Below are 24,294 nucleotides of genomic sequence, written 5' to 3' on the forward strand. Positions count from 1 at the left end.
GAATGTCCGTATCATTGTAAAGACAAAATTACGCAATTTTCCCGAGTTTAAGATCATTGTATTTTTTACTCAGTACGTAAAGCATCATAATAAAAACCGGAAAGATAAAAGGGAAGAAGAACCTTAAAGCTGCAGACTGTGGAAAGAAAAAGAATTTGATATAGACATTCACCACAAAAAGAACTGAAATCATCCTCACCCACACGTCTTTGGAACGCCAGAAGATCACTCCGATCATAATGGCTAACGATAAAGTTACTTTTTTAAAATAAATGATTTTGATATAAATAATGCTTAGATAGTCTTTTAAAGTAACATCGATGGGATGTGTTGAAATAATAGGTCTTCGGTCAATAAAAGTATCATAAAACAGATCTTTCCATCCAGGATAATGATAAAACTTAATGATTGCGAGATACATTGCCAGAAGCACTGTTCCCTGAACAATAAAAGAAACATCAATTTTCTTTTCCTGAAAATAATGGAAAAAGAAAACAGCGATAATATAAGTCAGCGTGAATGTAATATAATCCGGCCGAATAAAAGTAATACCGAATAAAAGTACAAACATTCCCCATTTGTTCCATTTTTTAATTAAACCGATAATAAAGATCAGCATAAACTGAAAAATAAACATATCCGGCGTAGAAACCCTCGACATATAAGTCATTGGAGGTAAAAGCATTGCGGCAACCGTTACAATCATCGCAAGCCCATATTTCTTTGGGAACAGCAGTTTCAGGATATAAAAAAGTAATACTCCTGAAAAAAAGTAAGAAATAAGGCTGGTAAACAGAACTGCCATTGGCGCTGTGAAGCCAAGCTTATAAAAAAGAGTTATTACAAGAATATACCCTACTTTGATTTGAAAATAGGGTAATTGTTCTGTAAAAGATTGTGTATTTTTTACGAAATACTGCCTTGGAATGTCCCATTGCTTTATTCCGATGATGTCTGTATAGTGTTCTGCTGGAGCTTCTTTTTTTATGTCTTCGTACGTAATGATCCGGACTTTATCCGGAGAATCCGGGAACTCGGAAGTATACATACATCCCATATAGCCGGGCATATCCCAATCATATACTCTGTTCTTATAATTCCAGAATGTAAGAAGAGCAAGTATAGAAATGATAAACAAAAAGGAGAGCCTCCATTTCAGCTTCATAAACCTGTATAAGATTACAATTATAAGTCTTCTGCTTCAGCAAGAAGTTCTACGATATCTTTTACGGCTACCTCAGTATTTTTATTAAAATGTTTTACTCCATCCGTCATCATGGTATTACAGAAAGGACATCCAGTTGCAATTACCTTAGGTTCAAAAGATAACGCTTCTTCTGTTCTTTCAATGTTGATGTCTTTATTTCCTTTTTCAGGTTCTTTAAACATCTGTGCACCTCCTGCTCCACAGCAAAGCCCGTTGGTTTTGCAGCGTTTCATTTCTACAAGCTCTGCATCCAGTTTTTCAAGAAGCATCCTTGGAGCTTCATATTCATCATTGGCACGTCCCAGATAACATGGATCGTGGAAAGTAATTTTTTTCCCTCTGAATGCTCCACCTTCAATTTTCAGTCTTCCTTCTTCCATTAAGGTTTTAAGGAACTGAGTATGGTGTACTACTTCAAAGTGTCCGCCAAGGCTTGGATATTCATTTTTAAGGGTATTGAAACAGTGTGGGCAAGCCGTTACGATTTTCTTTACTTCGTAAGCATTTAACACTTCGATATTGGTAAGAGCCATCATCTGGAATACGAATTCGTTTCCGGCTCTTTTTGCAGGATCTCCGGTACAGCTTTCTTCCTGACCCAGAACGGCAAATTCTACCCCTATTTTATTTAATATCTTGCAGAATGCTTTTGTAATTTTTTTGGCACGGTCATCAAAACTTCCCGCACATCCCACCCAGAATAAAACTTCTGGTGCTTTTCCTTCGGCAGCATACTCTGCCATTGTTTTTATAGTGAAATCCATTTCTTTTTCAATTTGAAAATGTGAGAATTTGGAAATTTGAAAGTGATATAGACAATAATCAATTTCAAATTTTCAAATTGATTAATTATCTAGTTTTCCGATGCCCAGTTCAGACGGTCAGCCTGATTATACTGCCAAGGAGCTGCGTTGTTTTCCACATTGGTCATCATCAGGTTCAGTTCCTGTGGAGCAGCAGACTGTTCCATCACCAGGAATCTTCTCATTTCAAAAATAATGGAAAGCGGGTCAAGCAATACCGGACAGGCATCTGTACATGCATTACATGTGGTACAAGCCCAAAGTTCTTCTTTGGTAATATAATCGTTCAACAGTTTTTTACCGTCATCAACGAATTTTCCGTTTTGATCGATATTTCTTCCTACTTCTTCCAGTCTGTCTCTGGTTTTCATCAGGATCAGTCTCGGAGAAAGCTTTTTCCCGGTAATATTTGCCGGACAAACAGAAGTACAGCGTCCGCATTCTGTACATGAATATGCATTAAGCAATTGCACCTGGTTCAGATCGAAGATATCCTCAGCCCCAAATTTAGAAGGCACGTCCGCTTCTGCTCCTTCAGCTGGTGCAGCGTAAGGATCTGCATTGGGATCCATCATCAATTTGATCTCTTTTGTTACAGATTCAAGGTTGTTGAATTTTCCTTTTTTATCAAGATTTGCATACCATGTACTTGGAAACGCAAGGATAATATGTAAATGTTTTGAGTAATAGAGATAATTCATAAAGAAAAGAATCCCCACGAAGTGGAACCACCATGCAGCTTTCTCTGTGAATATCAAAAACCCGTTATCAAAATTGAAGATTTCTAAGAACGGAACAAAAGTCATCTCACTGATCGGGAAGCTTCCATGTTCCGGGAAAATACCTCTGGACTGTAAAATAAAATCTGAAGCATTCATTTTAAAGAAAGCCATCATTAAGGCGAATTCAATAATCAAAATCCAGTTTGCATCATTTTTTGGCCATCCGAAAAGTTCTTTCATCGTCAATCTCTTCACTCCGTAAAAATTTCTACGGATAAAGAAAATGACAACTCCAATCACTACTAAAAGTGCCAGAACTTCTAATGTTGCCGTAAAGAAGTTATAAAATGTGTGACCGAAAATACTTGATAAAAAACGGTGAGTACCAAATATTCCATCAACAACAATTTCTATTAATTCAATATTAATAATCACAAAACCTACATATACAAAAAGGTGTAAAACTCCTGCAACAGGACGTGCTGTCATTTTACTCTGTCCCATGGCTACACGGGCCATCGTTTCCCAACGTTCTCCTTTTCTGTCGTTTCTATTGATTTTGCGACCTAACCTGATATTTCTATAAATTTTCTGCAGGCTTTTGGCAAACAGCCCAAATCCCGCCACTAATAAAATCAGGAAAATAATGTTATCGATGTACTGCATAAGGCGTATTAGTCTTTGTTATTTTTTCCGAAAACCGAGAAGTTGATATATCTCTTCGGATTCGCTTTCATATCTTCAATTAATGAATTCAAATTGGAAGATGCTGAATTCAGGTTGTTGTAAAGCTGTTCATCTTTCATCAGTTTACCTAAACTTCCTTCTCCTTTATCTATCCCCCCAATAACCTGATTTAACTTCCCTACTGTAGCATCCAGATTGGCAATAGTAGCATTTAACTGTTTAGTATCTATGCTCTGCGCCAGATTTCCATATTTATCCAGGGTAACTTTTCCGCTCTGCATGGTAAGGCTTGCATCATCCAGCACCTTTTGCAGTTTTGGATCATTATGTCCTACAAGCGTATTTACACTTCCTGCTGTAGCCTGTAATGCTCCTACTGTTTTATTAAGGTTGGCCAATAAAGCTTTTATTTCAGCTCTGTTCTGAGCATCAAAAACCTGATTGGCATTTGCCATTAAAGAATCGACTCTGTGCAGAACCACCTGTAGCTGATCTTTTACCGGACCCACCTGAGAAGAAAGACTTCCCAGCGTTCCCAGTTTGAAAGCTCCTTTTAAAGTGTCACCGTCTTTTGCAGTAGGCCCTCCATACATAAGGTTCACTCTCATTTCTTTACCAGACATTAATCCGGGTTCAAAGATCTCCAATGATGAGTTTTTTGAAAATTCGAATTTGTTGTCTACTGTAATTTTTACGACAAAATTAATTTTTCCATCTTTTGCGGTAATAGGAATAATCTTGTCTACCTGTCCTACTTTCAAACCATTAATAGAAACTGCAGAAGATTGCGCCAGGCCTTCTACATTGTCATATTTTGCGTAAAATATATTATCGGTAGTAAAAAGGCTTTTCCCTTTCATAAACTGAAACAATACCACAAAGCCTACGATAGCTAGAAGTGCAATCACACCAGCTTTTAATTCTTTACTGAACTTCACTTGCTAATTTTTTTCTAATAAGCAAATATAATACATTTTAAATAAATCTTTTCCTTTATTGTTCTGCGTTAAATACAAAAAAAAGCGACAAAAAAATTTGTCGCTTTTTATATCATTGAAATGATTTTCTTATTGTTGCTGATTTCCCAGCTTGTTCCAGATTTCGATTCTATAATCTTCGATATCTGCGTTATCCTGAAGGCTCTTCATCCAGGCCTGTCCGAACATTCCGGCACTTCTTTGGGTAAGAGATTCTGTAAACTGTTTAAGATCTCCAGGTTGCTTGTTTACAGTTTCTGATTTTTTGATCAAAACATAAACTCCTGTTCCTCCTTCAACAGGGTTAGAAAGTTTACCTTTTGCAACACCGAATGCTGCACCGGCAACTTTAGGTTCCATAGCACCTGCCACTGAAGGATTCAATAAGTTCACCTGAGCAGATTGTTTTGAAGTGGCAAACAATTTAGCAATCTGATCTAAGCTGGAAGCTTTTGCTGCTGTAATCTTATCAGAAATTTGTTTTGCTGCCAATTTATTTTTAACAATAACTTCGATCTGATCTCTCACAGATTCCGGATCAGCAAGACCTGCTTCCTGTTTTCCGTTCAGATACACTACAATTTTATCTCCTGTTCCTTCTACTGTAAATAATTCAGTATCTCCTTTTTCTCTTTTCTTATCAAAAGCCCAGGTAAGGATATCAGCATCTTTTTCAGTTCCTAAGCCCTGAAGCTGACCTTCAAATCTTTTCGCTGCTTTTGGATTAGAGAACTGATAGTTTCCTTTCTTAGCAATATTCACGAAATCGTTGAAAGATTTCCCCTGAACCTGCTGAATGAATTTTCTTGAGTTTTTGTCTGTTTCAGCCTCAGTAGCATCTGAAGGTTTGATTGCTTTCACAAGGTTCGCAACTTTATACCCCATTGATCCTGATTTTTTATCTTCAATATTGATGATATGGTAACCGAACTGTGTTTCTACCACCCCTGTAGCTCCTTTAGGATTACTTGCAAGGTAAGCAAGGAATTCCGGAACGAAAGGCGTCTCTGGTGTTGTCCATCCAAGGCTTCCACCCTGAGCGGCAGAATTAGGATCGCTTGAAAGCTTAAGGAATTCTGTGAATTTTGCAGGAGCAGCTTTTACAATAGCACCAATTGAGTCTGCCAGTTTCTTAGCCTGCTCTTTAGTTCTTGTTACCCCTTCACCTGCAGGGCTTCCTTTGAATGCAATAAGGATATGTCTTGATAAGGTAGAATCTGAAGGTCTTTTACCAACCAATTTAGAGACTACATATACATCTTGCTCTTTATAAGGACCAAAAGTCTGACCTACTGCTGCTGTAGTGATCTGATTTTTGATGGTTGGAGGCAATTGAGCAGGATTCAAATACTGAGGATTGAACGGTGCATCAGAATTTGCTGCTACAAACATAGAATCGTTTTTAGTATTCTGGAAGTTTTCAGTTCCTCCACTCGCATCTGTACCTCCTGAATATAATTTTGTAATTTCTTTCAGGGCTGCCGCATCATCTGCTGCACTAGGTTTAGATGGGAAAAATACAATACCAATATTTCTGCTTGGCTCAGCTTTGAACATTACAGGGTGCTTCTTGATGTAATCAGCAAGATCCTGTGTGGTAACATTGATCTTTGTTTTTTGAAGATAAGCTGCATAATCTACTTTTACAAAGTCGATATCTGCAAGCTGATCTCTCTGCTTCATCAATTCTTCAGCTTCTTTCTTACCTGTAGTAATACCTGCTGAAAGATTGGTAAACACCTGTCTTGCCATTAGTCTGTACTCAATTGTCTTTCTTGTTTTCAACCATTGAGTATATCCCTGGGGATTGGTGTTTTGTAATGTTTCAATTTCTTTTTTAAGCTCTTGAGTTTTAAAATTACCTTTCTCATCAAAGAACTGTTGATTCTGAGCAAACATCTGATCATACTGGATTTGATTCCAGAAATAATCATCAGTCATTTCAAAGCCCAATTTCTCAAACTGTTGTTTGATAAGTTTAGATTGTACAAGTAACTGCCATGCCTGCTCTTCAAGACCGTTTTTCGGACGACCCTGCTGTTCAGCCTGCTGCTGCAACACGAAAAGCTGATCATTGAACTCTTCGCGGGTGATTTTCTCACCGTTTACTTTTCCTAAAACGTCAGGATTCTTACCAAAAACCTTGTCGATACTCTCGGGGTTTACCAGGAACGCCAAAAGCGCTAAGGCTATTACTCCCATTAAAAGCCAAGGCTTACTCCTAATCTGTCCTAAAATTGCCATTTTATAAATTATAGTTTTTTATCAGTTTGCGAAAATACACATTTTTAAGAAATTACAGAAACAGAACTGCTTTATTTTGATTTTTGATGCAAAAATTAACTAAAAAAGGAAATTTTGACCGTATTTTTAAGTAAAAAACAAATGGCATAAGTATTGTGCATTTTTAAAACATTATAATATGCCACACGTTTTCAGAGTATATTATAAAAATTTCCTTTAATGATAAAAAACGAAAATGACAATTTGTCATTCGATTGACTATGACAGAATTTGAAGATATTAGTTTAGAAGAAATGATCAGTGACGGATTTGATATCGTAACTGAAGAAATCAATCTTTCCGACTTCGCAGAGACTGATAAAAATTCCGAACAGAAAATATTCCCTATACTTCCAGTAAGAAATATGGTTATGTTCCCTAATGTTGTAATTCCTATTACTGCAGGAAGAAAAACCTCCATACAGCTTCTTGAAGAGGCACAGAAGAACGGAGATTTTATTGGAATTGTAAGCCAGAAAAACTCGGATATGGAACAACCTTCCGAAAAAGATATATATACCACCGGTACACTGGCAAAGATCATTAAGATCATTAAGCTTCCGGAAGGCAATATTACAGCTATTACCAAAGGATTCCACAGGTTTAAGATTAAAAAAATCATTGATAACCAACCCTATTTTAAAGCGGAAATATCTAAATTAAAAGATAACCGACCTAAAGATCAGGAAGAGTATGAAGCATTATTGGAGAACATCAAGGATCTTGCTTTAAAGATTATTGAGCTTGATCCCAATATCCCAAATGCGGCAAACTTCGCAATCAAAAACATTAACAATAATGATGATCTTCTGAATTTCATCTGCACGAATGCTAATTTCTCTTCAATAGCAAAACAAAAACTGCTTGAAGAAAAAAGTCTGATGACAAGAGCCAACCAGTGCTATGAAATGATGCATGAAGATTTCAGAAAACTGGAACTGAGAAATCAGATTCATCAGAAAACATCGAAGGATCTTGATAAACAGCAGAGAGAATATTTTCTTAATCAACAGATCAGAACGATCCAGGAAGAGCTGGGTGGCGGACCTGAAAGTGATGTGGAAGACCTTATTGCTAAGGCTAAAACAAAAAAATGGAACCAGGAGGTAGAAGACCATTTCCAGAAGGAAATCGGCAGGCTTCAACGTCAAAACCCTAATTCCCCGGACTATAATGTACAGAGAAATTATCTTGATTTCTTTACAGATCTACCTTGGGAAACCTATACGAAAGATATTTTCGATATTGCTAAAGCTGAAAAAGTACTTGACAAAGCACACTTCGGATTGGAAGATATCAAGAAAAGAATTCTGGAGCACATGGCTGTTTTAAAGCTAAAAAACAATATGAAGTCTCCCATCCTATTATTGGTAGGACCTCCGGGTGTTGGTAAAACATCTTTAGGAAAGTCTATCGCTGATGCATTGGGAAGAAAATATGTAAGATTATCATTAGGTGGTCTTCATGACGAGAGTGAGATCCGCGGGCATAGAAAAACGTATATTGGTGCTATGGCAGGAAGAATTTTACAGTCTATCAAAAAATCAGGTACTTCTAACCCGGTAATTGTTCTTGATGAGATTGATAAAATCGGACAGGGTCTTCATGGGGACCCAAGCTCAGCACTCTTGGAAGTTCTTGATCCAGAGCAGAATAAGTCTTTCTATGATAATTTCCTGGAGATGGGCTATGACCTTTCAAAGGTGATGTTTATTGCTACTGCCAACTCACTTTCAACAATACAGACTCCTCTTTTGGACAGAACGGAGATCATTCAGATTGCCGGTTATACATTGGAAGAAAAGATTGAGATAGCCAAAAGACATTTAATCAAGAAACAGCAGGAAGAAAATGGTCTGGATGCAAAATCATTCAAACTCGGAAATGCAGAACTTAAGCATATTATAGAAGCTCATACTTCAGAAAGTGGAGTAAGAACTTTGGAGAAAAGAATTGCAGCCATTGGGAGATGGGTAGCTCTTCAGACTGCTTTGGTAAAGGAGTATGACCCCAAAATTTCATTGGAAAAAGTGGATGAAATTCTTGGCGTTCCAAGACCGAAGAGTTTATCTGAGATTACGGGAGTTCCTGGTGTGGTAACAGGTCTTGCCTGGACAAGCGTAGGAGGAGATATTCTTTATATTGAAAGTATTTTGAGCAACGGAAAAGGAACTTTAACAATGACCGGAAATCTTGGAACGGTGATGAAAGAGTCTGCAACTATTGCTTTGGAATACATTAAGGCTAAGCATGATGAACTGGGAATTTCCCAGGAAGATATTGAAAAGAAAAACATCCACGTACACGTTCCTGAAGGAGCAACCCCTAAAGATGGACCGTCTGCAGGTATTGCCATGCTGACTTCAATGGTTTCTTCGTTTAAAAACAAGAAGGTAAAACCTCACCTTGCGATGACGGGAGAGATTACTTTAAGAGGAAAAGTGCTTCCGGTGGGAGGAATCAAAGAAAAACTTCTTGCAGCAACAAGAGCAGGAATCAAAGACGTAATCCTTTGCGAAGCTAACAGAAAAGACGTGGAGGAGATCAAAAAAGATTATCTGAAAAATCTGAGAGTACATTATGTCAACAGAATGGAAGAAGTCATTGACATTGCCATTGAAGAATAAAAACAATTTATAACATATTAACTTCTCAATAATGAAACACGTTCTGATATTCAGTGCGTGTTTTTCTTTTTACAAAAAAGCAGGTTGTTCTGCCAGGTGGAATAAAATTTGCTGAACACTAGATAATTCCGAACGATTGAATAATTTTTTTTTTAATTCAGACGGGTTTTCTTATTTTTATTCCACACCGCATATTTATAGATTATGAATTTTCTTAGACTTCCTTTCCTTGTCAAGCTTACCCTCGTGGTGATTTCCATCATTGGACTTGGCTATCTTCTGGCATTAGGACAGAGTATTTTAGCTCCGTTTTTCCTGGCATTCCTGATGGCTATGCTTTTTTTGCCTGCGGCAACTTTTATGGAAAGAAAGCTGAGATTTCCAAGATCAATGTCCACAATGACCTCAGTCTTCATTATGCTGATGATTTTAGGCGGAATTATTTACTTCTTTACCAATCAGCTCTCTGACTTTAGCAAAGATCTTCCACATCTCAAAGAACAGTTCACCACTGTTTTCAATGGTCTTCAGCATTGGGTTTCCAAAACATTCAATGTGAAAGTAGATGAACAGGTAGATTATATCAATCAGGGATTGAATAAGCTTCTGTCTTCATCAGGGGTGATTTTAGGGTTTACATTTGGGATATTCTCAACAGGATTTGGATTTATTATATTTTTCACTCTGTTTTTTATCTTTATTCTAAATTACAGAAGACTATTAAACAATTTTATCGTTACAGTTTTCAACGAAAGACATAAAGCCAGTGTACAGGAAGCTGTAAGTGAAATCAGGGTTATGACCAAGAAATATATTTTTGGTCTTTTCCTTCAGGTGATTATTGTATCTGTTCTTACTTCAATCCTTCTTACTATTCTGGGAGTGAAATATGCTATTCTTCTGGGAGTTCTCACGGGATTATTAAACGTCATTCCTTATCTGGGAATTTTTATTTCTCTTCTGATTTCCTGTTTTATAGCGTTTGCCACTTCTACGCCTTCAACATGTATTTATGTTGCTTTGGGGTATATTGCTATTCATGCTGTAGATGGCAATATTGTTCTTCCATTTGTAGTGGGTTCTAAAGTAAAGATCAATGCTTTATTTTCTTTTATTGGAATCCTTTTAGGAGAACACCTTTGGGGAATTGCGGGCATGTTCCTGTGTATCCCAGCAATTGCTATTATAAAAATTATCTGTGAAAGAGTAGACGATCTCAAACCTTGGGGAAGATTACTCGGCGAAGAGCCAAAACCTCATAAGAAGAAAAAAAGCTATAAGATTTCCAAGAATATTACGTTGAAGGAAATGGATTAGGCAATTAATGATAAGTGATAGAAATCTAACTTTGAATATTATAAACTTGAAACATAGCATAAAAAGCAGCAAGATATAAATTATAAAAAAAATATTAATTAACACACATTAACACTAATTTTACATTTTATATCAAATTAAATACAGAATATACCATTTTTATTTTACATTTGATATAAAATAACCAATCATGAAATTAATAAAACTCATCTTATGTCTGCTTTTCGGGCTTATGTTTATTAATGCCGGATTAAACAAGTTTTTTAATTATATGCCTATGGAAAAACCTACTCCTGAGCAGATGAAACTTTTCGCTGCTTTTGGAGAAATCAGCTGGTTGATGCCTTTAGTAGGTATTGCAGAAATCATTGGCGGATTATTATTTATTTTCCCAAAAACAAGAGCGTTGGGAGCTATTGTTATTTTACCTGTCATGGTAGGAATTGTTACCCATGTATTCACAATGGATAAATCTCCTATGGGAATGGGTATTGCAGGGGTAATGTTTCTGATCAACCTTTGGATGATTATTGACAATAAGGAAAAATATAAGCATTTAGTTTCATAAGACTGCAGATAATAGGCTGCAGGTTGCAGTTTTTATAGCGTTCAATTAAAATTTACTGTTGTGAATCACATTGGCACAGCCCATAAACTATAACCTATCATCTGCTACCTGTATCATACAAAAGCACTGAAACCTGTAATTGATCGTCCTACGATGAGCGAATTAATTTCTTTTGTTCCTTCGTAAGAATATATAGCTTCCGCATCGGCAACAAATCTGGCCACATCATATTCCAGCAGAATTCCGTTTCCTCCCATTACTTCTCTTGCTCGGGAAACAATATCCCTTGTTCTGAGGGTACAGAAAACTTTAGCTAAAGAAGCGTGTTCATCTTTTAAAATGCCTTCATCCTGCATTTCAGACAGTCTGAAAACCATTGTCTGCATGGCAGTAAGATTAGATAGCATTTCTACCAGATGTCCCTGAATCATTTGGAATGAAGCAATAGGTCTTCCAAACTGCTCTCTTTTCCGGGTATAATCCAATGCGCTTTCATAAGCTCCGCGGGCACAGCCTGTAGCCATCCATGCTACTCCTGCTCTGGTCATTCTCAGTACTTTCCCGGTATCTTTAAAGGAATTGGCATTCTGCAGACGGTTTTGTTCGGTTACAAGACAGTCTTTTAAGGTAATCAATCCGTTCTGGACAATCCTTAAAGCCATTTTTCCTTTAATTTTCTCTACGGAATATCCCGGATTATCTTTTTCAACAATAAATCCTTTCACCTCTCCGCTGTCCAGATCTCTTGCCCAGATAATAACCAGATCAGCAAAAGTAGCATTCCCAATCCATTTTTTCTGACCATTAAGAATCCAGCCTTCCGGTGTTTTTTTACAGGTTACTGTAAGTCCGCCCGCAGCTCCTGATCCAACTTCCGGCTCTGTAAGCCCAAAAGCTCCTATTTTTTCAAATTTCTGCATCTGCGGAAGCCACTTTTGTTTCTGTTCTTCAGATCCGCAGATATAAATAGAACCCATTGCCAGCCCGGATTGTACTCCGAAAAATGTGGCAATAGAAGCATCTACTCTTGCCATTTCCATCGCAATAACACCTTCCATCAGGAAAGGCATTCCCGGGCAGCCATATCCTTCATAAGTAACGCCGCAGATATCCAGTTTCTGGAATTTTGGAATCAGTTCAAAAGGAAATTCATCTCTGAGCCAATAGTGATTAACCAGAGGCTTGACTTCTTTTTCCATGAACGCTCTTACTTTAAGCTGAATTTCACGCTGTTCTGGAGTAAGGGTATGGTATATATCATAAAAGTCGCCATCAATAGGTGGTAATTCTTTCTTTTTCTTTTCCGGATCAAGCATTTTCATAAGTCCGGAAAGCTGTTTATCATCCAGTTTTGAGAAATTTTGCATCAGTTTTGGCAGATCTACCTTTTGAGAAATGGTACTCAACTGATCGAAATCTATGGATCTAAATAATTCTATTGCGTTTCTGATTTTGGAAAAAGTATTTGACATAGTGATAGATTGTAGTTTTGGTTTGTAAATGATAAGCAAAAACTGCTCCGAAAGCAATCACTAAAGCCCAAGCATATTTTACAAAACACTACATTTCAACCCATTACAACTGAAATTTTATTTACAAGATTTTTACTTTTGATTTTCAAGCATTACAAAAGATCCTGACTGAACTTTGACTCAAGCAAAACAACAAAAATCAACGCTATGAAAACCACTTACATTACATTATCTCTGTCAGCCGTTCTTTTATTAGGAATTTATTCATGTAAAAAAGGAGAAGTAGCTTCCACAGACCTTGAAGCATACGCTACAACAGACTCTGCCTCTGCTATTGCTTCCGACAGTATTTCATCTGTTGCAGAAATGAAAGTAAAAGACAAGCAGTTTATCAAGACTGCGGATGTGAATATGGAAGTAAAAGATGTATATAATGCAACGATTGCTATTGAAAAATCTGTGCAGGAACTCGGAGGTTTTGTTACCAATAGTAATCTGCAAAGCAATGTAGTTTCCGAAAACACCTACAATACTTCTGACGAAGAGGCTATGCTGATTAAGAAATACCAGACAGAGAACAGAATGCAGGTGCGTATTCCGACGGAAAAACTTGGGGAACTTTTAACAGCAATCAATACAAACAAGTTATTTCTTAATTCAAGATCCATTAATGCGGAAGATGTAACAGCCAACATCAAATATTCTGAACTGGAAGGAAAAAGGAATCAAAAGACTTCTGAGAACATCAGCAAGCTGAAAACAAATAAAGATAAGGTAACACTGGATGATGAAAATATGTCTGAAGGAAATCTTCAAAAACTCTCCAGCATGAACATGACAGATGATTTGAAATACAGTACGATTGACATTTACATCAAAGAACCTCAATTACGCATTGCTGAAATTGCTGTTACCAATACAACAAGCATTGACAATAAATATAAATACAATTTTATTTATGATGCTAAAGATGGATTTGTGTACGGCTTTTATCTGATTCAGAGAATTATAGTGGCTCTTATCAACGTGTGGCCTCTGGTATTGATTGCTGCTGCAATCCTCTATTTTTTAAGAAAAAGAAAAATTTCAAAACCTGAACATTCAAAAATCCAGGAATAAAAAAGCTATCCTAACCAATTGGTTATCATCATAATTTTAGATTTTACAACCTCCTGTTTACGGGAGGTTTTTATTTTTTTGAAAAAAAACTGTAACGATTAAAACAACTGTCTTACCTACTGTTTAAAAGAACAGAAAATCAAAAAATTAATACAATGAAAAATTTAATACAACTTGGATTCGCGGCATTATTGTCATTGAATTCTATAACAGCAAATGCTCAAAGCAAAAACATAAGCAAAGACAACAGCCTGCTTTGGGAAGTATCCGGGAACGGTCTTTCTAAGCCTTCTTATATTACCGGGACTTTTCATATCTTATGCAGTAAAGATTTTGAGATTAAACCTAAGGTACTGAAAGCTCTTGAGAAATCTGAAAACTTTGTCATGGAAATCAACTATACAGATCCTGCTGAAATGATGTCACTTCAAAAAATGTTTAAAGCAGATAAAAAAATATCGGATCAGCTTTCACCTGAAGAAGCCAGGGAACTCAATACAGTTCTTGCCAATTACGGAACTGATTTGAAAAGTATAGATTCTTCAAGCCCTCAGACATTGTATGCTCTTCTTTCTACAAAAGCAATCCCCTGCGCTCAGAACGAAGTTAAACTTTACGAAATGGAACTTCTTCAGAAAGCAATGAAAGATAAAAAAAGCATCAAAGGACTTGAAAAAGTAGAAGATCAGATGAAATCGATCAATGAAGCTTATGATCTGAAGAGCATCATTACTCAATTGAAAATGGATAAAGAATACCAAATATTGTTCACACAGATGATTGAAGCTTTTAAAAATGAAAATGTACAATCCCTTTACAGTCTTTTTAAGGATGAAAGATTCATGAATGATCACCAGGAAAAGGCTATGCTTACCAATAGAAATCAAAACTGGGTAAAAATAATGCCGGATATGATGAAAAAAGAAAGCTCTTTATTTGCTGTCGGAGGGTCTCATCTTATGGGTGAAAACGGAATTATCCCTCTCCTTCAGGCAAAGGGGTTTACCGTAAAACCTGTATCAGGCTTGTAACCATAACCAAACCATGAAACAATTGTGAGCAGTTTAAACGAAACCACTTTTTTAAAGCTCGTCAATCAGCACAAGGGCATTCTATACAAAGCCTCACGGATTTATGCAGATTCCGTAGAGGACAGGGAAGACCTTCAGCAGGAAATTCTTATCCAGCTTTGGAAATCTTATCAGAATTTTAAAGGAAACAGTGAATTCTCTACCTGGATGTATCGGGTTGCAATTAATACCGCCATTACCTTTTTAAAAAAGGAAAAACAGAGATCCAATAACCATACGGATGCTCCTTCTCATTTTGAAGCACAGCAGGAGGATTACAACCCTGCAAAGGACAGGCAGCTGGAAATTTTCTACAGTGCCGTTCAGGAGCTGAACTCTCTGGAAAAAGCCGTTATATTTTATTTCATGGAAGGAATGTCACACAAAGAAATAGGAAATAACTTGGGACTCAGTGAAGGTAATGCCCGCGTAAAGCTTAACAGAACAAAAGATAAAATACAGCAAATCATAAAAAAATCAGGTTATGAATTTTGATCAATTAAAAGAACAGTGGAATAAAGAAGACAGTGACGTCCATATTCCTGACACCATAAAGCAATTAAAGGAAAGCAAACACCCTATAGAAAAGATTCAGAAAAATATGAAAAGAGAATTTCCCATGCAGATTCTTGCTATTATTCTTATCGCTTTTTTTCCTCTCCAGTTTCAGTTTCCATCTTCACAGTATATTATTTATTATGTTTCCTATACCATGATGGTCGTTATCTCATCATACTATCTGCTAGGGTTTTATAAATTTTATAAACAGACGGAACTTTACACAGGAAACACCAAAAATAGTCTTTGGAAAATATATCATGAGCTTCGTCTGAATATGGAACGATATCAGTCTTTCGGATTTTTATTACTTCCCCATTTCCTGATAACAGTAGGATTGGTTATTTATAACACGATGGAAAAACAGGGAAAATCTCTTACAGAACTTACCACTTCTCACCAACAGGGATTAATTATCACAGTACTCATCGGAACTTTAGCAATCATAACGAGTATCGTTTTATGGACAAAGTATATCTACGGAAAGAGTGCCAAAGAACTTGAAAACATTCTTAAAGAAATGGATGAATAACATTGAAAACTCATGTCACAAAACACATTTTATCAAACCTCAGATCTGTTCTGAGGTTTTGTTTTTTTTAAAAAATCGTTATTTATTATCTTCAAATTTATCTGAGGTTTTATTTTTCCGTAAATTTGCAAATCAGAAATAAATCATTATGGATTATGGGCTATTCTCATCCAATATATGATCTTCTGAGCGATAAAAATTCTGTAATATGCTATCAAAAATAAATCCAACACAAACTAGCAGCTGGAAAGCACTTGATGAACACTTCGGTGGAAATGACTTTGATCTTAGAACTCTTTTCCAGTATAATCCGAACCGTTTTAATGAATTTTCTCTACACAAGGACAACTATCTTTTTGATTATTCTAAAAACCTGATCGACTCCAGAACAAAAGATCTTTTATTGCAGTTGGCCGAGGAAAGCCAGTTAAAAGATGCTATTTCCAAAATGTTCTCTGGTGACAAAATCAATGAAACAGAAGGAAGAGCAGTTCTTCATACGGCATTAAGAGATTTCTCCGGCCGTGAAGTTATCGTAGATGGAGAAAACATCAAACCACAGATCAAGAGAGTTCTTGAGCATATGAAGTATTTTTCTGAGAAGATTATTTCAGGAGAACATAAAGGTTTCAGCGGAAAAGAAATTACAGATGTAGTCAACATCGGGATCGGAGGATCAGATTTGGGTCCTGTAATGGTTTGTTCGGCTTTAAAGCATTTTAAAACAAGATTAAACGTTCACTTTGTTTCCAACGTGGACGGAAATCATATCGCAGAAGTGGTGAAAGATTTAAATCCTGAAACCACTTTATTTATCATTGCTTCCAAAACTTTCACGACTCAGGAAACAATGACGAATGCCAATTCAGCTAAAGACTGGTTCCTGAAAGCAGGAAAACAGGAAGATGTAGCGAAACACTTCGTTGCTTTATCTACTAATATTGAAGAAGTTAAGAAGTTCGGAATTGCAGAAGAAAATATTTTTGAGTTTTGGGACTGGGTAGGCGGAAGATATTCCCTTTGGAGCGCCATCGGATTAAGTATTGTGCTTTCCGTAGGGTATGAAAATTTCGAACAGCTTCTAAAAGGGGCTTATGATACGGATCAGCACTTCCAGACGGCAGAATTCTCTGAAAATGTTCCTGTTTTAATGGGACTTTTGGGAATCTGGTACCGTAATTTCTATGCTGCTACAACGTATGCAATCCTGCCTTATTCTCAATATCTGGACAGATTCGCTGCCTATCTTCAACAGGGAGATATGGAAAGTAACGGAAAATGTGTAGACAGAAGCGGTGAATTCGTAGAATATGAAACCGGACCAATCATCTGGGGAGAACCAGGTACAAACGGCCAGCATGCGTTTTATCAATTAATCCACCAGGGAACAGAATTGATTCCTGCAGATTTTATTGCCTATGCAAAAAGCCCTAACCATGTTTCTGATCACCAGGATAAATTATTAGCCAACTTTTTCGCTCAGACTGAAGCACTTGCCTTTGGAAAACTGGAAGAAAAAGTGGAAGAAGAATTGAGAAATTCCGGAAAATCTGACGAAGAAATAGACCGACTGATCAATTTCAAAGTCTTCCACGGAAACACCCCTACTAACTCCATATTATTCAAGGAATTAACTCCTTTTTCACTAGGACAGCTGATTGCTCTGTATGAACATAAAATTTTTGTTCAGGGTGTCATCTGGAATATTTTCAGCTTTGACCAGTTTGGAGTGGAATTAGGAAAAGTATTAGCCAATAAAATCCTTCCTGAGCTTGAAAATAATGAAGCTATAAGCTCTCATGACAGCTCTACCAATGGATTGATCAATTACTATAAAGAAAATAAATAGTAAGTAAAAAGAAAGTAAAAGTAAATCTATAAAGTAAAAAAGTAAAAATGGCAGAAATTCTTGACGGACTTAAAGTATCCAAGGAAATAAAAGCAGAGATCAAGGTTGAAGTAGAAAAGATTCTCGCAAGCAAAAGAAGAGCTCCACACTTGGTGGCTATTCTTGTAGGAAATAATGGAGCAAGCAAGGCCTATGTAAACTCTAAAGTGAAAGACTGTGAGGAAGTAGGATTTCAATCCAGCTTAATCAAGTTTCCAAGCACTGTTTCTGAATCTGAACTGTTGGAAAAAATTGATGAGCTTAATAAATCTAAAGCAGTAGACGGATTTATCGTTCAGCTGCCTTTACCTGATCAGATTGATCAGGAGAAGATCATCAACGCTATTGACCCTAGAAAAGATGTAGATGGTTTCCACCCTGAAAACTTCGGAAAAATGGCTCTTGAAATGGATACTTTCTTACCGGCAACTCCTTTCGGGATTTTAACATTATTGGAAAGATACAATATTGAAACAAAAGGAAAAGACTGTGTAATTATCGGAAGAAGTAAAATTGTAGGAAGACCGATGAGTATCCTTATGGGGAGAAAAGATTTCCCTGGAAATTCTACCGTTACCCTTACGCACTCATACACAAAAGACATTGAAGAATATACAAGAAAAGCAGACATCGTCATTACCGCTTTGGGAGATCCTCACTTCTTAAAAGGAGATATGATCAAAGAAGGAGCAGTAATCGTGGACGTGGGTATTACAAGAGTAGATAATGACTCTCCGAAAGGATATTACCTTGCAGGTGATGTAGATTTTGACAGCTGTGCTGCAAAAGCAAGCTGGATCACTCCGGTACCTGGAGGTGTAGGCCCAATGACAAGAGCAATGTTGATGAAAAACACCATCATTGCTTATAAAACTTCGGTCTATAACGACTAATTTTAAAATGAATAAAGAAGAAGATATTTTATTAAAAGAAGGTAAAATGCTCCCTGTGATGGAGCATTTTTATACTTTACAGGGAGAAGGAGCACACACCGGAAAAGCAGCATACTTTATCAGGCTGGGAGGTTGTGATGTAGGATGTCACTGGTGTGATGTAAAAGAAAGCTGGGATCCGGAACTTCATCCCCTGATGAATGCTGAGGAAATTGCAGAAACTGCGGCTAGACACTGTAAAACAATAGTGTTGACTGGCGGTGAACCTTTAATGTGGAATTTAGATATCCTGACCTCCAGACTGAAAGAATTGGGCTGTACAGTACATATCGAAACTTCAGGAGCTTATCCTATGAGCGGACAGCTTGACTGGATTACTCTTTCACCAAAGAAAACCGGGCTTCCTAAAGAAGAAATTTATCAAAAGGCTAATGAGCTTAAAGTAATCATTTTCAATCAGCATGACTTTACTTTTGCTCAGGAACAGGCTGCAAAAGTTTCTGAAAACTGTAAGCTTTATCTTCAGAGTGAATGGAGCAAAAGAAATGATATGTATCCTAAGATTACAGATTTCATCCTGGAAAACCCTGAATGGCAGGCTTCTGTTCAGACTCACAAATATCTGAATATACCGTAAAAAAATGTAAATTAGCCGGGCTTATCCGCTATAATACCGATAGATGCAGAGAATTCGATACTCCAGATACCTGAAATCAATCATTATGTTGCTTGACCTCATGGTTATTGCATCTATCTTCATATTCTTTTTTATAAGCAGAAACGAAAGTTTAAAATATAATGAAGAAACCTGGTATCAGAATAGTTTCTCTCTCATGCTGTTGTTTTTGTTCTGGGTGCTGCTGAGCGGTAGAACAAAAATATATAATATTCCGAGGAATCTTACTTATACCCTGTTTCTTGAACGCCTCTTAATCCATTTCCTTTTTTTTATACTGGGTGTGCTGCTTATAGGAAAGGTAAGTAATAATGTATTTTTCAATTCGGATATTTACTGGCTTTCTCTTTACCTTTTTATTTCCATCTTCCTTGTGAAATCATTAGTGTATTTCGCAATCAAGTATTTACGATCCCTTGGAGCGAATTACAGGAATGTCATGTTTTTGGGAGACAGCCACTCCACAGAAATTCTTAAAAATATCTTTACAGAACGTAAAGACTATGGATACAGAATATTCGAATACGAATATTCAGGCGTCAGGATCAATGAACTGGTTTCTTTCTGGAAAAAAAACGGAATTCATACCTTATTTTTATCTATGGAAAACTCCTATGATGAAACTCTAGAAAATGAAATTTTCAGACTGGCTGAGGATAATAAGATTCATATTTCATTAATCCCAAGCATTACACAAAGCGATTTTTTCCTTTATGACCTTGGATATATACAAACCCAGCCAGTACTTAATCAGGCCAGATATCCATTAGATTATTATTCTAATTTCCTGATGAAAAGAACATTTGATATTTTCTTTTCTATTATTATATTGGTTTTAATCTGCTCATGGGTATTTCCAATCATTGCGATTTTGATCAAAACAACTTCCAAAGGCCCTGTTTTTTTCCTTCAGAAAAGATATGGTTTTCATGAAGAGGTTTTTAATTGTATTAAATTCAGAACAATGGTTGTCAATGATGAATCTACCACCAAAACCACATCCGTAAATGACTCCAGAATTACCAAAGTGGGTAAGTTTTTAAGAAAAACCAGTCTTGATGAACTTCCTCAATTTATTAATGTTTTGAAAGGTGAGATGTCTGTAGTAGGGCCACGCCCCCATATGCTGGCGGTTGACAATTATTACAAACCCAAAATCGGAAGATACAGCTTAAGAAGCAGGGTTAATCCGGGTATTACAGGATTAGCACAGGCCAATGGACTGCGTGGTGACTTCGGAGATGTAGAAGTAGAAATGAAAAAAAGAGTTCTGGCTGATGCTTTCTATGTAAGGAACTGGAGTTTCGTGCTCGATCTGGTCATTATTTTAAAAACCGTTTTATTAGTCATTGGAGGAGATAAAAATGCGAAATAAAAAGCGGGACAGTATAAACATCGAAATAATTTTAACACAAAACTAAGCTTTGGTCTTATTCTTGACTCTAGCCCAATTAAATAAAAAAGTCTAATTTAGCAGTATGTTAAAAAAGTTTTTCACAGCGATAGGGGAATACATTATCCTCTTGGGAAAATCCCTGCAGAAACCTCAGAAAATGAGGGTTTTCTGGAAGCTGTTTATGAGAGAAATTAATGATTTGGGAGTAAATTCTTTCGGGCTCGTAGTCTTCACTTCAATTTTCGTGGGGGCTGTAGTTGCTATTCAGATGTTCAACAACTTTGATGCTTCTTCATTCCCTATTCCGCCGTCATTTGTAGGATATGCTACAAAAGCGGTATTGGTATTGGAATTTGCGCCTACCATTATCAGCCTTATTCTGGCCGGTAAAGTAGGATCCTATATTGCTTCCAGTATCGGAACGATGAGAGTTTCAGAACAAATTGACGCACTGGATATTATGGGAGTAAACTCACCCAACTTCCTGATCTTTCCGAAAATCATCGCCTGTATGCTTTTTAATCCTCTCCTTATTGCCATCAGTATTGTATTTGGTATTCTTGGAGGGTATATTGCCGGAATTTTAACAGGAAACTGGACGGAGAACGACTATATTACGGGTATTCAAATGTATATGCCTAATTTGTTTATTTACTATGCATTTACCAAAACAACAGTCTTCGCCTTTATTATTGCAACAGTACCTTCTTATTTCGGATATTTTGTGAAAGGAGGATCTTTGGAAGTAGGTAGAGCCAGTACGCAGGCAGTGGTGTGGACAATGGTATTCATTATCATTTCTGAATTAATTTTAACCCAATTAATATTAAGCTGATGATTGAGGTAAAAGATCTTAAGAAAAGTTTTGATGAAGTTGAAGTACTTAAGGGAATTTCAACCTCATTTGATAAAGGAAAGGTAAACTTAATCATTGGGCAGAGTGGTTCCGGGAAAACTGTTTTTTTAAAAAGTTTGTTGAATGTTTACATGCCGTCTTCCGGAGAAATCCTGTTTGATGGTAAGGATATCAATACCATGACCAGAGATGAAAAACAGCATCTACGTTCAGAAATCGGGACCGTATTCCAGGGAAGTGCTTTATTTGACTCCTTAACTGTGGAAGAAAATATCATGTTTCCTCTTGACATGTTTACCAATCTTACCTACAGAGAAAAAAAGAAAAGGGTTTTTGAGGTAATAGGAAGAGTACATCTTGATAAAGCCGACAAAAAATACCCTTCTGAAATTTCGGGAGGAATGCAGAAAAGGGTCGCTATTGCGAGAGCTATTGTGAACAATCCCAAATATCTGTTTTGTGATGAGCCCAATTCCGGACTTGATCCCTATACTTCAAAAGTAATCGATGATCTTCTTTACGAAATCACAAAAGAATACAACACCACCACCATCATCAATACCCACGATATGAACTCTGTAATGACGATTGGTGAGAAAATTGTATACCTAAGGCTGGGAATTAAAGAATGGGAAGGAAACAAAGACATTCTTATTACTGCAGGCAATAAAAATCTGATTGACTTCGTTTATTCTTCAGAACTTTTTAAAGAGCTGAGAGAATATTTACTTGAGAATAATAAAACGATTGAAACGACAAATACAAAAATAGACGATAATGAAAAAGGTACTTAGTATAGCGTTATTAGGGTTTTCAATGTGGGCTTCTGCACAGATTTCACTGGCAGGTAAAGCCAACTTAATTTTTCCGACAGGCTCACCTTCCTGGTCCAATATTAAAGGAACAGTGAATGATGCGATTGCCGGAACAGGTAAAAATAATGTAGGTTTCAACGTTGGGCTTTCATTAAAAGTAGGTCTTCCTACTTCATTGTTTGTGATGCCGGAGATCTATTATACTCACTTTAAAAATGAGTTTACTACGGAAAACACTACATTTGATGTAAAAAGCAACCGTATTGATGTTCCTGTTCTTTTAGGATATAACCTTCTGGGGAATATGCTTGGGGTTTTTGTAGGACCTGTAGGAAGTTTTAACTTAAACAAAGACAATACTTACAACGATTTCAAAGAAAATGCTAAAAATGATTTTACCGTAGGCTATCAGTTTGGAGCACAGCTTGAAATTAAAAAGCTTATTGTAAATGCAAGATATGAAGGCGCTTTCAGTAAAGACGAAAGAAACTTCATCAACAAAGTTTCCGGTTCGGAAATCAGATATGACAACAGACCTAACCTTTTTATGGTAGGTTTAGGATATAAATTCTAATAAATTATCGAAAATAACAACTGTAAACCCTCAAATTTAAATTTGAGGGTTTCTATTTTGCTCTTCAAGCTCAGCCTGGCGTTTTGCAATTTCTGCAGCCTGTTTTTCAAGCTCTTCTTTGTCTTTCTGCAACTGTTTGAATTCTTTTTTCTTCTGTTCCGCTTTCATAGCACTTCCTTTGCTTAGATACCCTACCATTCCTCCAATGATAAGACCTATTCCAACTCCTGCCATTATTCCCATAATGTGGGAAATTTTTATTTGTTCTACGGCAAAATCAGTTGTAAGATAAAAAAGCAATGCAGAAACTGCTAAAAGTATAAGTCCGGTAATTGATAAACTCTTCATAATATTGTGTTTAGGTGATTTATAAAAAAAGCCTTACCAAATTTACTAAAAATTTAATAAGGCCTTACTCAAGATTAAAATTCTAATTATATTTTACCTCCCGCAGCCTTATAATATTGCAATGCTTTCGGAAGATCCTTATTGATATCTGAAATTCTTGTTTCCGGATTCGGGTGGGTAGATAAGAACTCAGGCTGCCTTGCTCCTGTAGATGCTGCTTCCATTCTGTTCCAGAAAGGAATGGCCGCTCTCGGATCATATCCTGCCATAGACATCAGGTAAAGACCCATTTCATCGGCTTCAGATTCCTGACCTCTTCCATATTTCAATAAAGCAACCTGTGAACCGATAGGATACACCTTCTGGAAAACACTTGCCCATTGTGAATTTGATATTGTTCCTCCCAGGATTGCACCTCCATACTGAGCTACCATTGCCTGAGAGATTCTCTCGTTTCCGTGGCCTGCCAGTGCATGAGAAACCTCATGTCCCATTACTACTGCAAGTCCGTTATCGTCTTTTGTTACCGGTAATATTCCGGTATAGACTGCTACTTTTCCACCAGGCATACACCAGGCGTTCAGCTCATTGCTTTGCAAAAGATTGAATTCCCAGCTGTAACTTGCAAGATCTGCTGATCTTCCAATACTCTGATAATATCTTTCTGCTGCATTTTTAATTCTGTTTCCTACATTTACCACTCTCTTTGCATCTGCCGTACCGGTAATTACTTTACCTTTAGACAATGTCGTTCTGTATTCCTGTGAAGACATTGTTAAAATTTCCGAATTGTTGGCCAGCTGTAAAGAAGACCTGCCCGTAATAGGGTTTGTAGTACAGGCAACAGCCGACAGAGCAATAGCTCCCATTCCTAATAGATGTGTAACTTTCATATTTTGAGTGTTA

22 protein-coding genes are annotated in these 24,294 nt (G+C 36.8%); 14 read left to right on the forward strand and 8 right to left on the reverse strand.

From position 1 onward, the window contains the following. Positions 1 to 28: 28 nt before the first annotated feature. From EK417_RS03180 to EK417_RS03200, 5 genes are all read right to left on the reverse strand, one after another. On the reverse strand, positions 29 to 1,165 hold the full coding sequence (locus EK417_RS03180; protein WP_136521309.1) for a glycosyltransferase family protein: 1,137 nt from the start codon (positions 1,163 to 1,165) through the stop codon (positions 29 to 31). Between the two features lie 20 nt (positions 1,166 to 1,185). Beyond that, positions 1,186 to 1,971, reverse strand: coding sequence for a (Fe-S)-binding protein (locus EK417_RS03185; RefSeq protein WP_076595410.1), 786 nt, complete (start codon positions 1,969 to 1,971; stop codon positions 1,186 to 1,188). A gap of 89 nt (positions 1,972 to 2,060) precedes the next feature. Then, complete coding sequence (locus EK417_RS03190) at positions 2,061 to 3,398, reverse strand: 4Fe-4S dicluster domain-containing protein (RefSeq protein ID WP_136521310.1); 1,338 nt, start codon at positions 3,396 to 3,398, stop codon at positions 2,061 to 2,063. A gap of 8 nt (positions 3,399 to 3,406) precedes the next feature. Next, the gene (locus EK417_RS03195) at positions 3,407 to 4,357 is read right to left on the reverse strand and encodes an MlaD family protein (RefSeq protein ID WP_136521311.1); all 951 of its coding nucleotides are present in this window, start codon (positions 4,355 to 4,357) and stop codon (positions 3,407 to 3,409) included. Between the two features lie 129 nt (positions 4,358 to 4,486). Continuing rightward, positions 4,487 to 6,640 (reverse strand): SurA N-terminal domain-containing protein, encoded by a 2,154-nt coding sequence (locus tag EK417_RS03200; protein WP_076595407.1) that lies wholly within the window; start codon positions 6,638 to 6,640, stop codon positions 4,487 to 4,489. A 260-nt stretch (positions 6,641 to 6,900) separates the two neighbouring features. Between EK417_RS03200 and lon the strand changes: the two genes are divergently transcribed. The 3 genes from lon to EK417_RS03215 all read left to right on the forward strand — a co-directional run bounded on the left by lon (position 6,901) and on the right by EK417_RS03215 (position 11,191). Then, entirely contained in the window at positions 6,901 to 9,306 is a 2,406-nt protein-coding gene (gene lon, locus EK417_RS03205) for an endopeptidase La (protein ID WP_136521312.1), read from the forward strand. 204 nt (positions 9,307 to 9,510) lie between these two features. After that, entirely contained in the window at positions 9,511 to 10,623 is a 1,113-nt protein-coding gene (locus tag EK417_RS03210) for an AI-2E family transporter (RefSeq protein ID WP_076595405.1), read from the forward strand. A gap of 190 nt (positions 10,624 to 10,813) precedes the next feature. Continuing rightward, positions 10,814 to 11,191, forward strand: coding sequence for a DoxX family protein (locus EK417_RS03215; protein ID WP_076595403.1), 378 nt, complete (start codon positions 10,814 to 10,816; stop codon positions 11,189 to 11,191). Between the two features lie 113 nt (positions 11,192 to 11,304). On the opposite strand, the gene EK417_RS03220 is transcribed toward EK417_RS03215, so the two are convergent. Next, entirely contained in the window at positions 11,305 to 12,663 is a 1,359-nt protein-coding gene (locus EK417_RS03220; RefSeq protein WP_136521313.1) for an acyl-CoA dehydrogenase family protein, read from the reverse strand. Positions 12,664 to 12,870: 207 nt separating this feature from the next. Between EK417_RS03220 and EK417_RS03225 the strand changes: the two genes are divergently transcribed. The 11 genes from EK417_RS03225 (at position 12,871) to EK417_RS03275 (ending at position 23,040) form a co-directional block, all read left to right on the forward strand. Next, positions 12,871 to 13,782 carry a DUF4349 domain-containing protein gene (locus EK417_RS03225; protein ID WP_136521314.1) on the forward strand — a complete coding sequence of 304 codons (912 nt, stop codon included), beginning with the start codon at positions 12,871 to 12,873 and terminating at the stop codon, positions 13,780 to 13,782. A 155-nt stretch (positions 13,783 to 13,937) separates the two neighbouring features. After that, positions 13,938 to 14,813, forward strand: coding sequence for a TraB/GumN family protein (locus EK417_RS03230; RefSeq protein ID WP_136521315.1), 876 nt, complete (start codon positions 13,938 to 13,940; stop codon positions 14,811 to 14,813). Positions 14,814 to 14,837: 24 nt separating this feature from the next. Then, positions 14,838 to 15,347 (forward strand): RNA polymerase sigma factor, encoded by a 510-nt coding sequence (locus tag EK417_RS03235; protein WP_136521316.1) that lies wholly within the window; start codon positions 14,838 to 14,840, stop codon positions 15,345 to 15,347. Continuing rightward, positions 15,337 to 15,942, forward strand: a complete 606-nt coding sequence (locus tag EK417_RS03240; RefSeq protein WP_076595398.1) for a hypothetical protein — start codon at positions 15,337 to 15,339, stop codon at positions 15,940 to 15,942. The genes EK417_RS03235 and EK417_RS03240 overlap by 11 nt, the downstream gene beginning before the upstream one ends. Before the next feature lie 208 nt (positions 15,943 to 16,150). Further along, on the forward strand, positions 16,151 to 17,791 hold the full coding sequence (pgi, locus tag EK417_RS03245; RefSeq protein WP_136521317.1) for a glucose-6-phosphate isomerase: 1,641 nt from the start codon (positions 16,151 to 16,153) through the stop codon (positions 17,789 to 17,791). A 47-nt stretch (positions 17,792 to 17,838) separates the two neighbouring features. Beyond that, the gene (locus EK417_RS03250) at positions 17,839 to 18,723 is read left to right on the forward strand and encodes a bifunctional 5,10-methylenetetrahydrofolate dehydrogenase/5,10-methenyltetrahydrofolate cyclohydrolase (RefSeq protein ID WP_034692667.1); all 885 of its coding nucleotides are present in this window, start codon (positions 17,839 to 17,841) and stop codon (positions 18,721 to 18,723) included. Between the two features lie 7 nt (positions 18,724 to 18,730). Next, positions 18,731 to 19,360 (forward strand): 7-carboxy-7-deazaguanine synthase QueE, encoded by a 630-nt coding sequence (locus EK417_RS03255; protein ID WP_110367638.1) that lies wholly within the window; start codon positions 18,731 to 18,733, stop codon positions 19,358 to 19,360. A 43-nt stretch (positions 19,361 to 19,403) separates the two neighbouring features. Beyond that, positions 19,404 to 20,774, forward strand: a complete 1,371-nt coding sequence (locus EK417_RS03260) for an exopolysaccharide biosynthesis polyprenyl glycosylphosphotransferase (protein ID WP_076595395.1) — start codon at positions 19,404 to 19,406, stop codon at positions 20,772 to 20,774. Between the two features lie 103 nt (positions 20,775 to 20,877). Next, positions 20,878 to 21,630: an MlaE family ABC transporter permease gene (locus EK417_RS03265; RefSeq protein WP_076595394.1), complete on the forward strand. Its 753-nt coding sequence runs from the start codon at positions 20,878 to 20,880 to the stop codon at positions 21,628 to 21,630. Beyond that, positions 21,630 to 22,445 carry an ABC transporter ATP-binding protein gene (locus EK417_RS03270; protein WP_076595393.1) on the forward strand — a complete coding sequence of 272 codons (816 nt, stop codon included), beginning with the start codon at positions 21,630 to 21,632 and terminating at the stop codon, positions 22,443 to 22,445. Before EK417_RS03265 ends, EK417_RS03270 begins: the two co-directional genes overlap by 1 nt. Continuing rightward, on the forward strand, positions 22,429 to 23,040 hold the full coding sequence (locus EK417_RS03275) for an outer membrane beta-barrel protein (protein WP_034692679.1): 612 nt from the start codon (positions 22,429 to 22,431) through the stop codon (positions 23,038 to 23,040). Before EK417_RS03270 ends, EK417_RS03275 begins: the two co-directional genes overlap by 17 nt. A gap of 36 nt (positions 23,041 to 23,076) precedes the next feature. On the opposite strand, the gene EK417_RS03280 is transcribed toward EK417_RS03275, so the two are convergent. Both EK417_RS03280 and EK417_RS03285 read right to left on the reverse strand, forming a co-directional pair. After that, positions 23,077 to 23,388, reverse strand: coding sequence for a hypothetical protein (locus EK417_RS03280; RefSeq protein WP_076595391.1), 312 nt, complete (start codon positions 23,386 to 23,388; stop codon positions 23,077 to 23,079). Between the two features lie 86 nt (positions 23,389 to 23,474). Beyond that, positions 23,475 to 24,281, reverse strand: coding sequence for a M48 family metallopeptidase (locus EK417_RS03285; RefSeq protein WP_076595390.1), 807 nt, complete (start codon positions 24,279 to 24,281; stop codon positions 23,475 to 23,477). Positions 24,282 to 24,294 lie beyond the last annotated feature (13 nt).

It is taken from the genome of Chryseobacterium candidae (assembly GCF_004916905.1).
Classification (GTDB): Bacteria; Bacteroidota; Bacteroidia; order Flavobacteriales; family Weeksellaceae; genus Chryseobacterium; species Chryseobacterium candidae.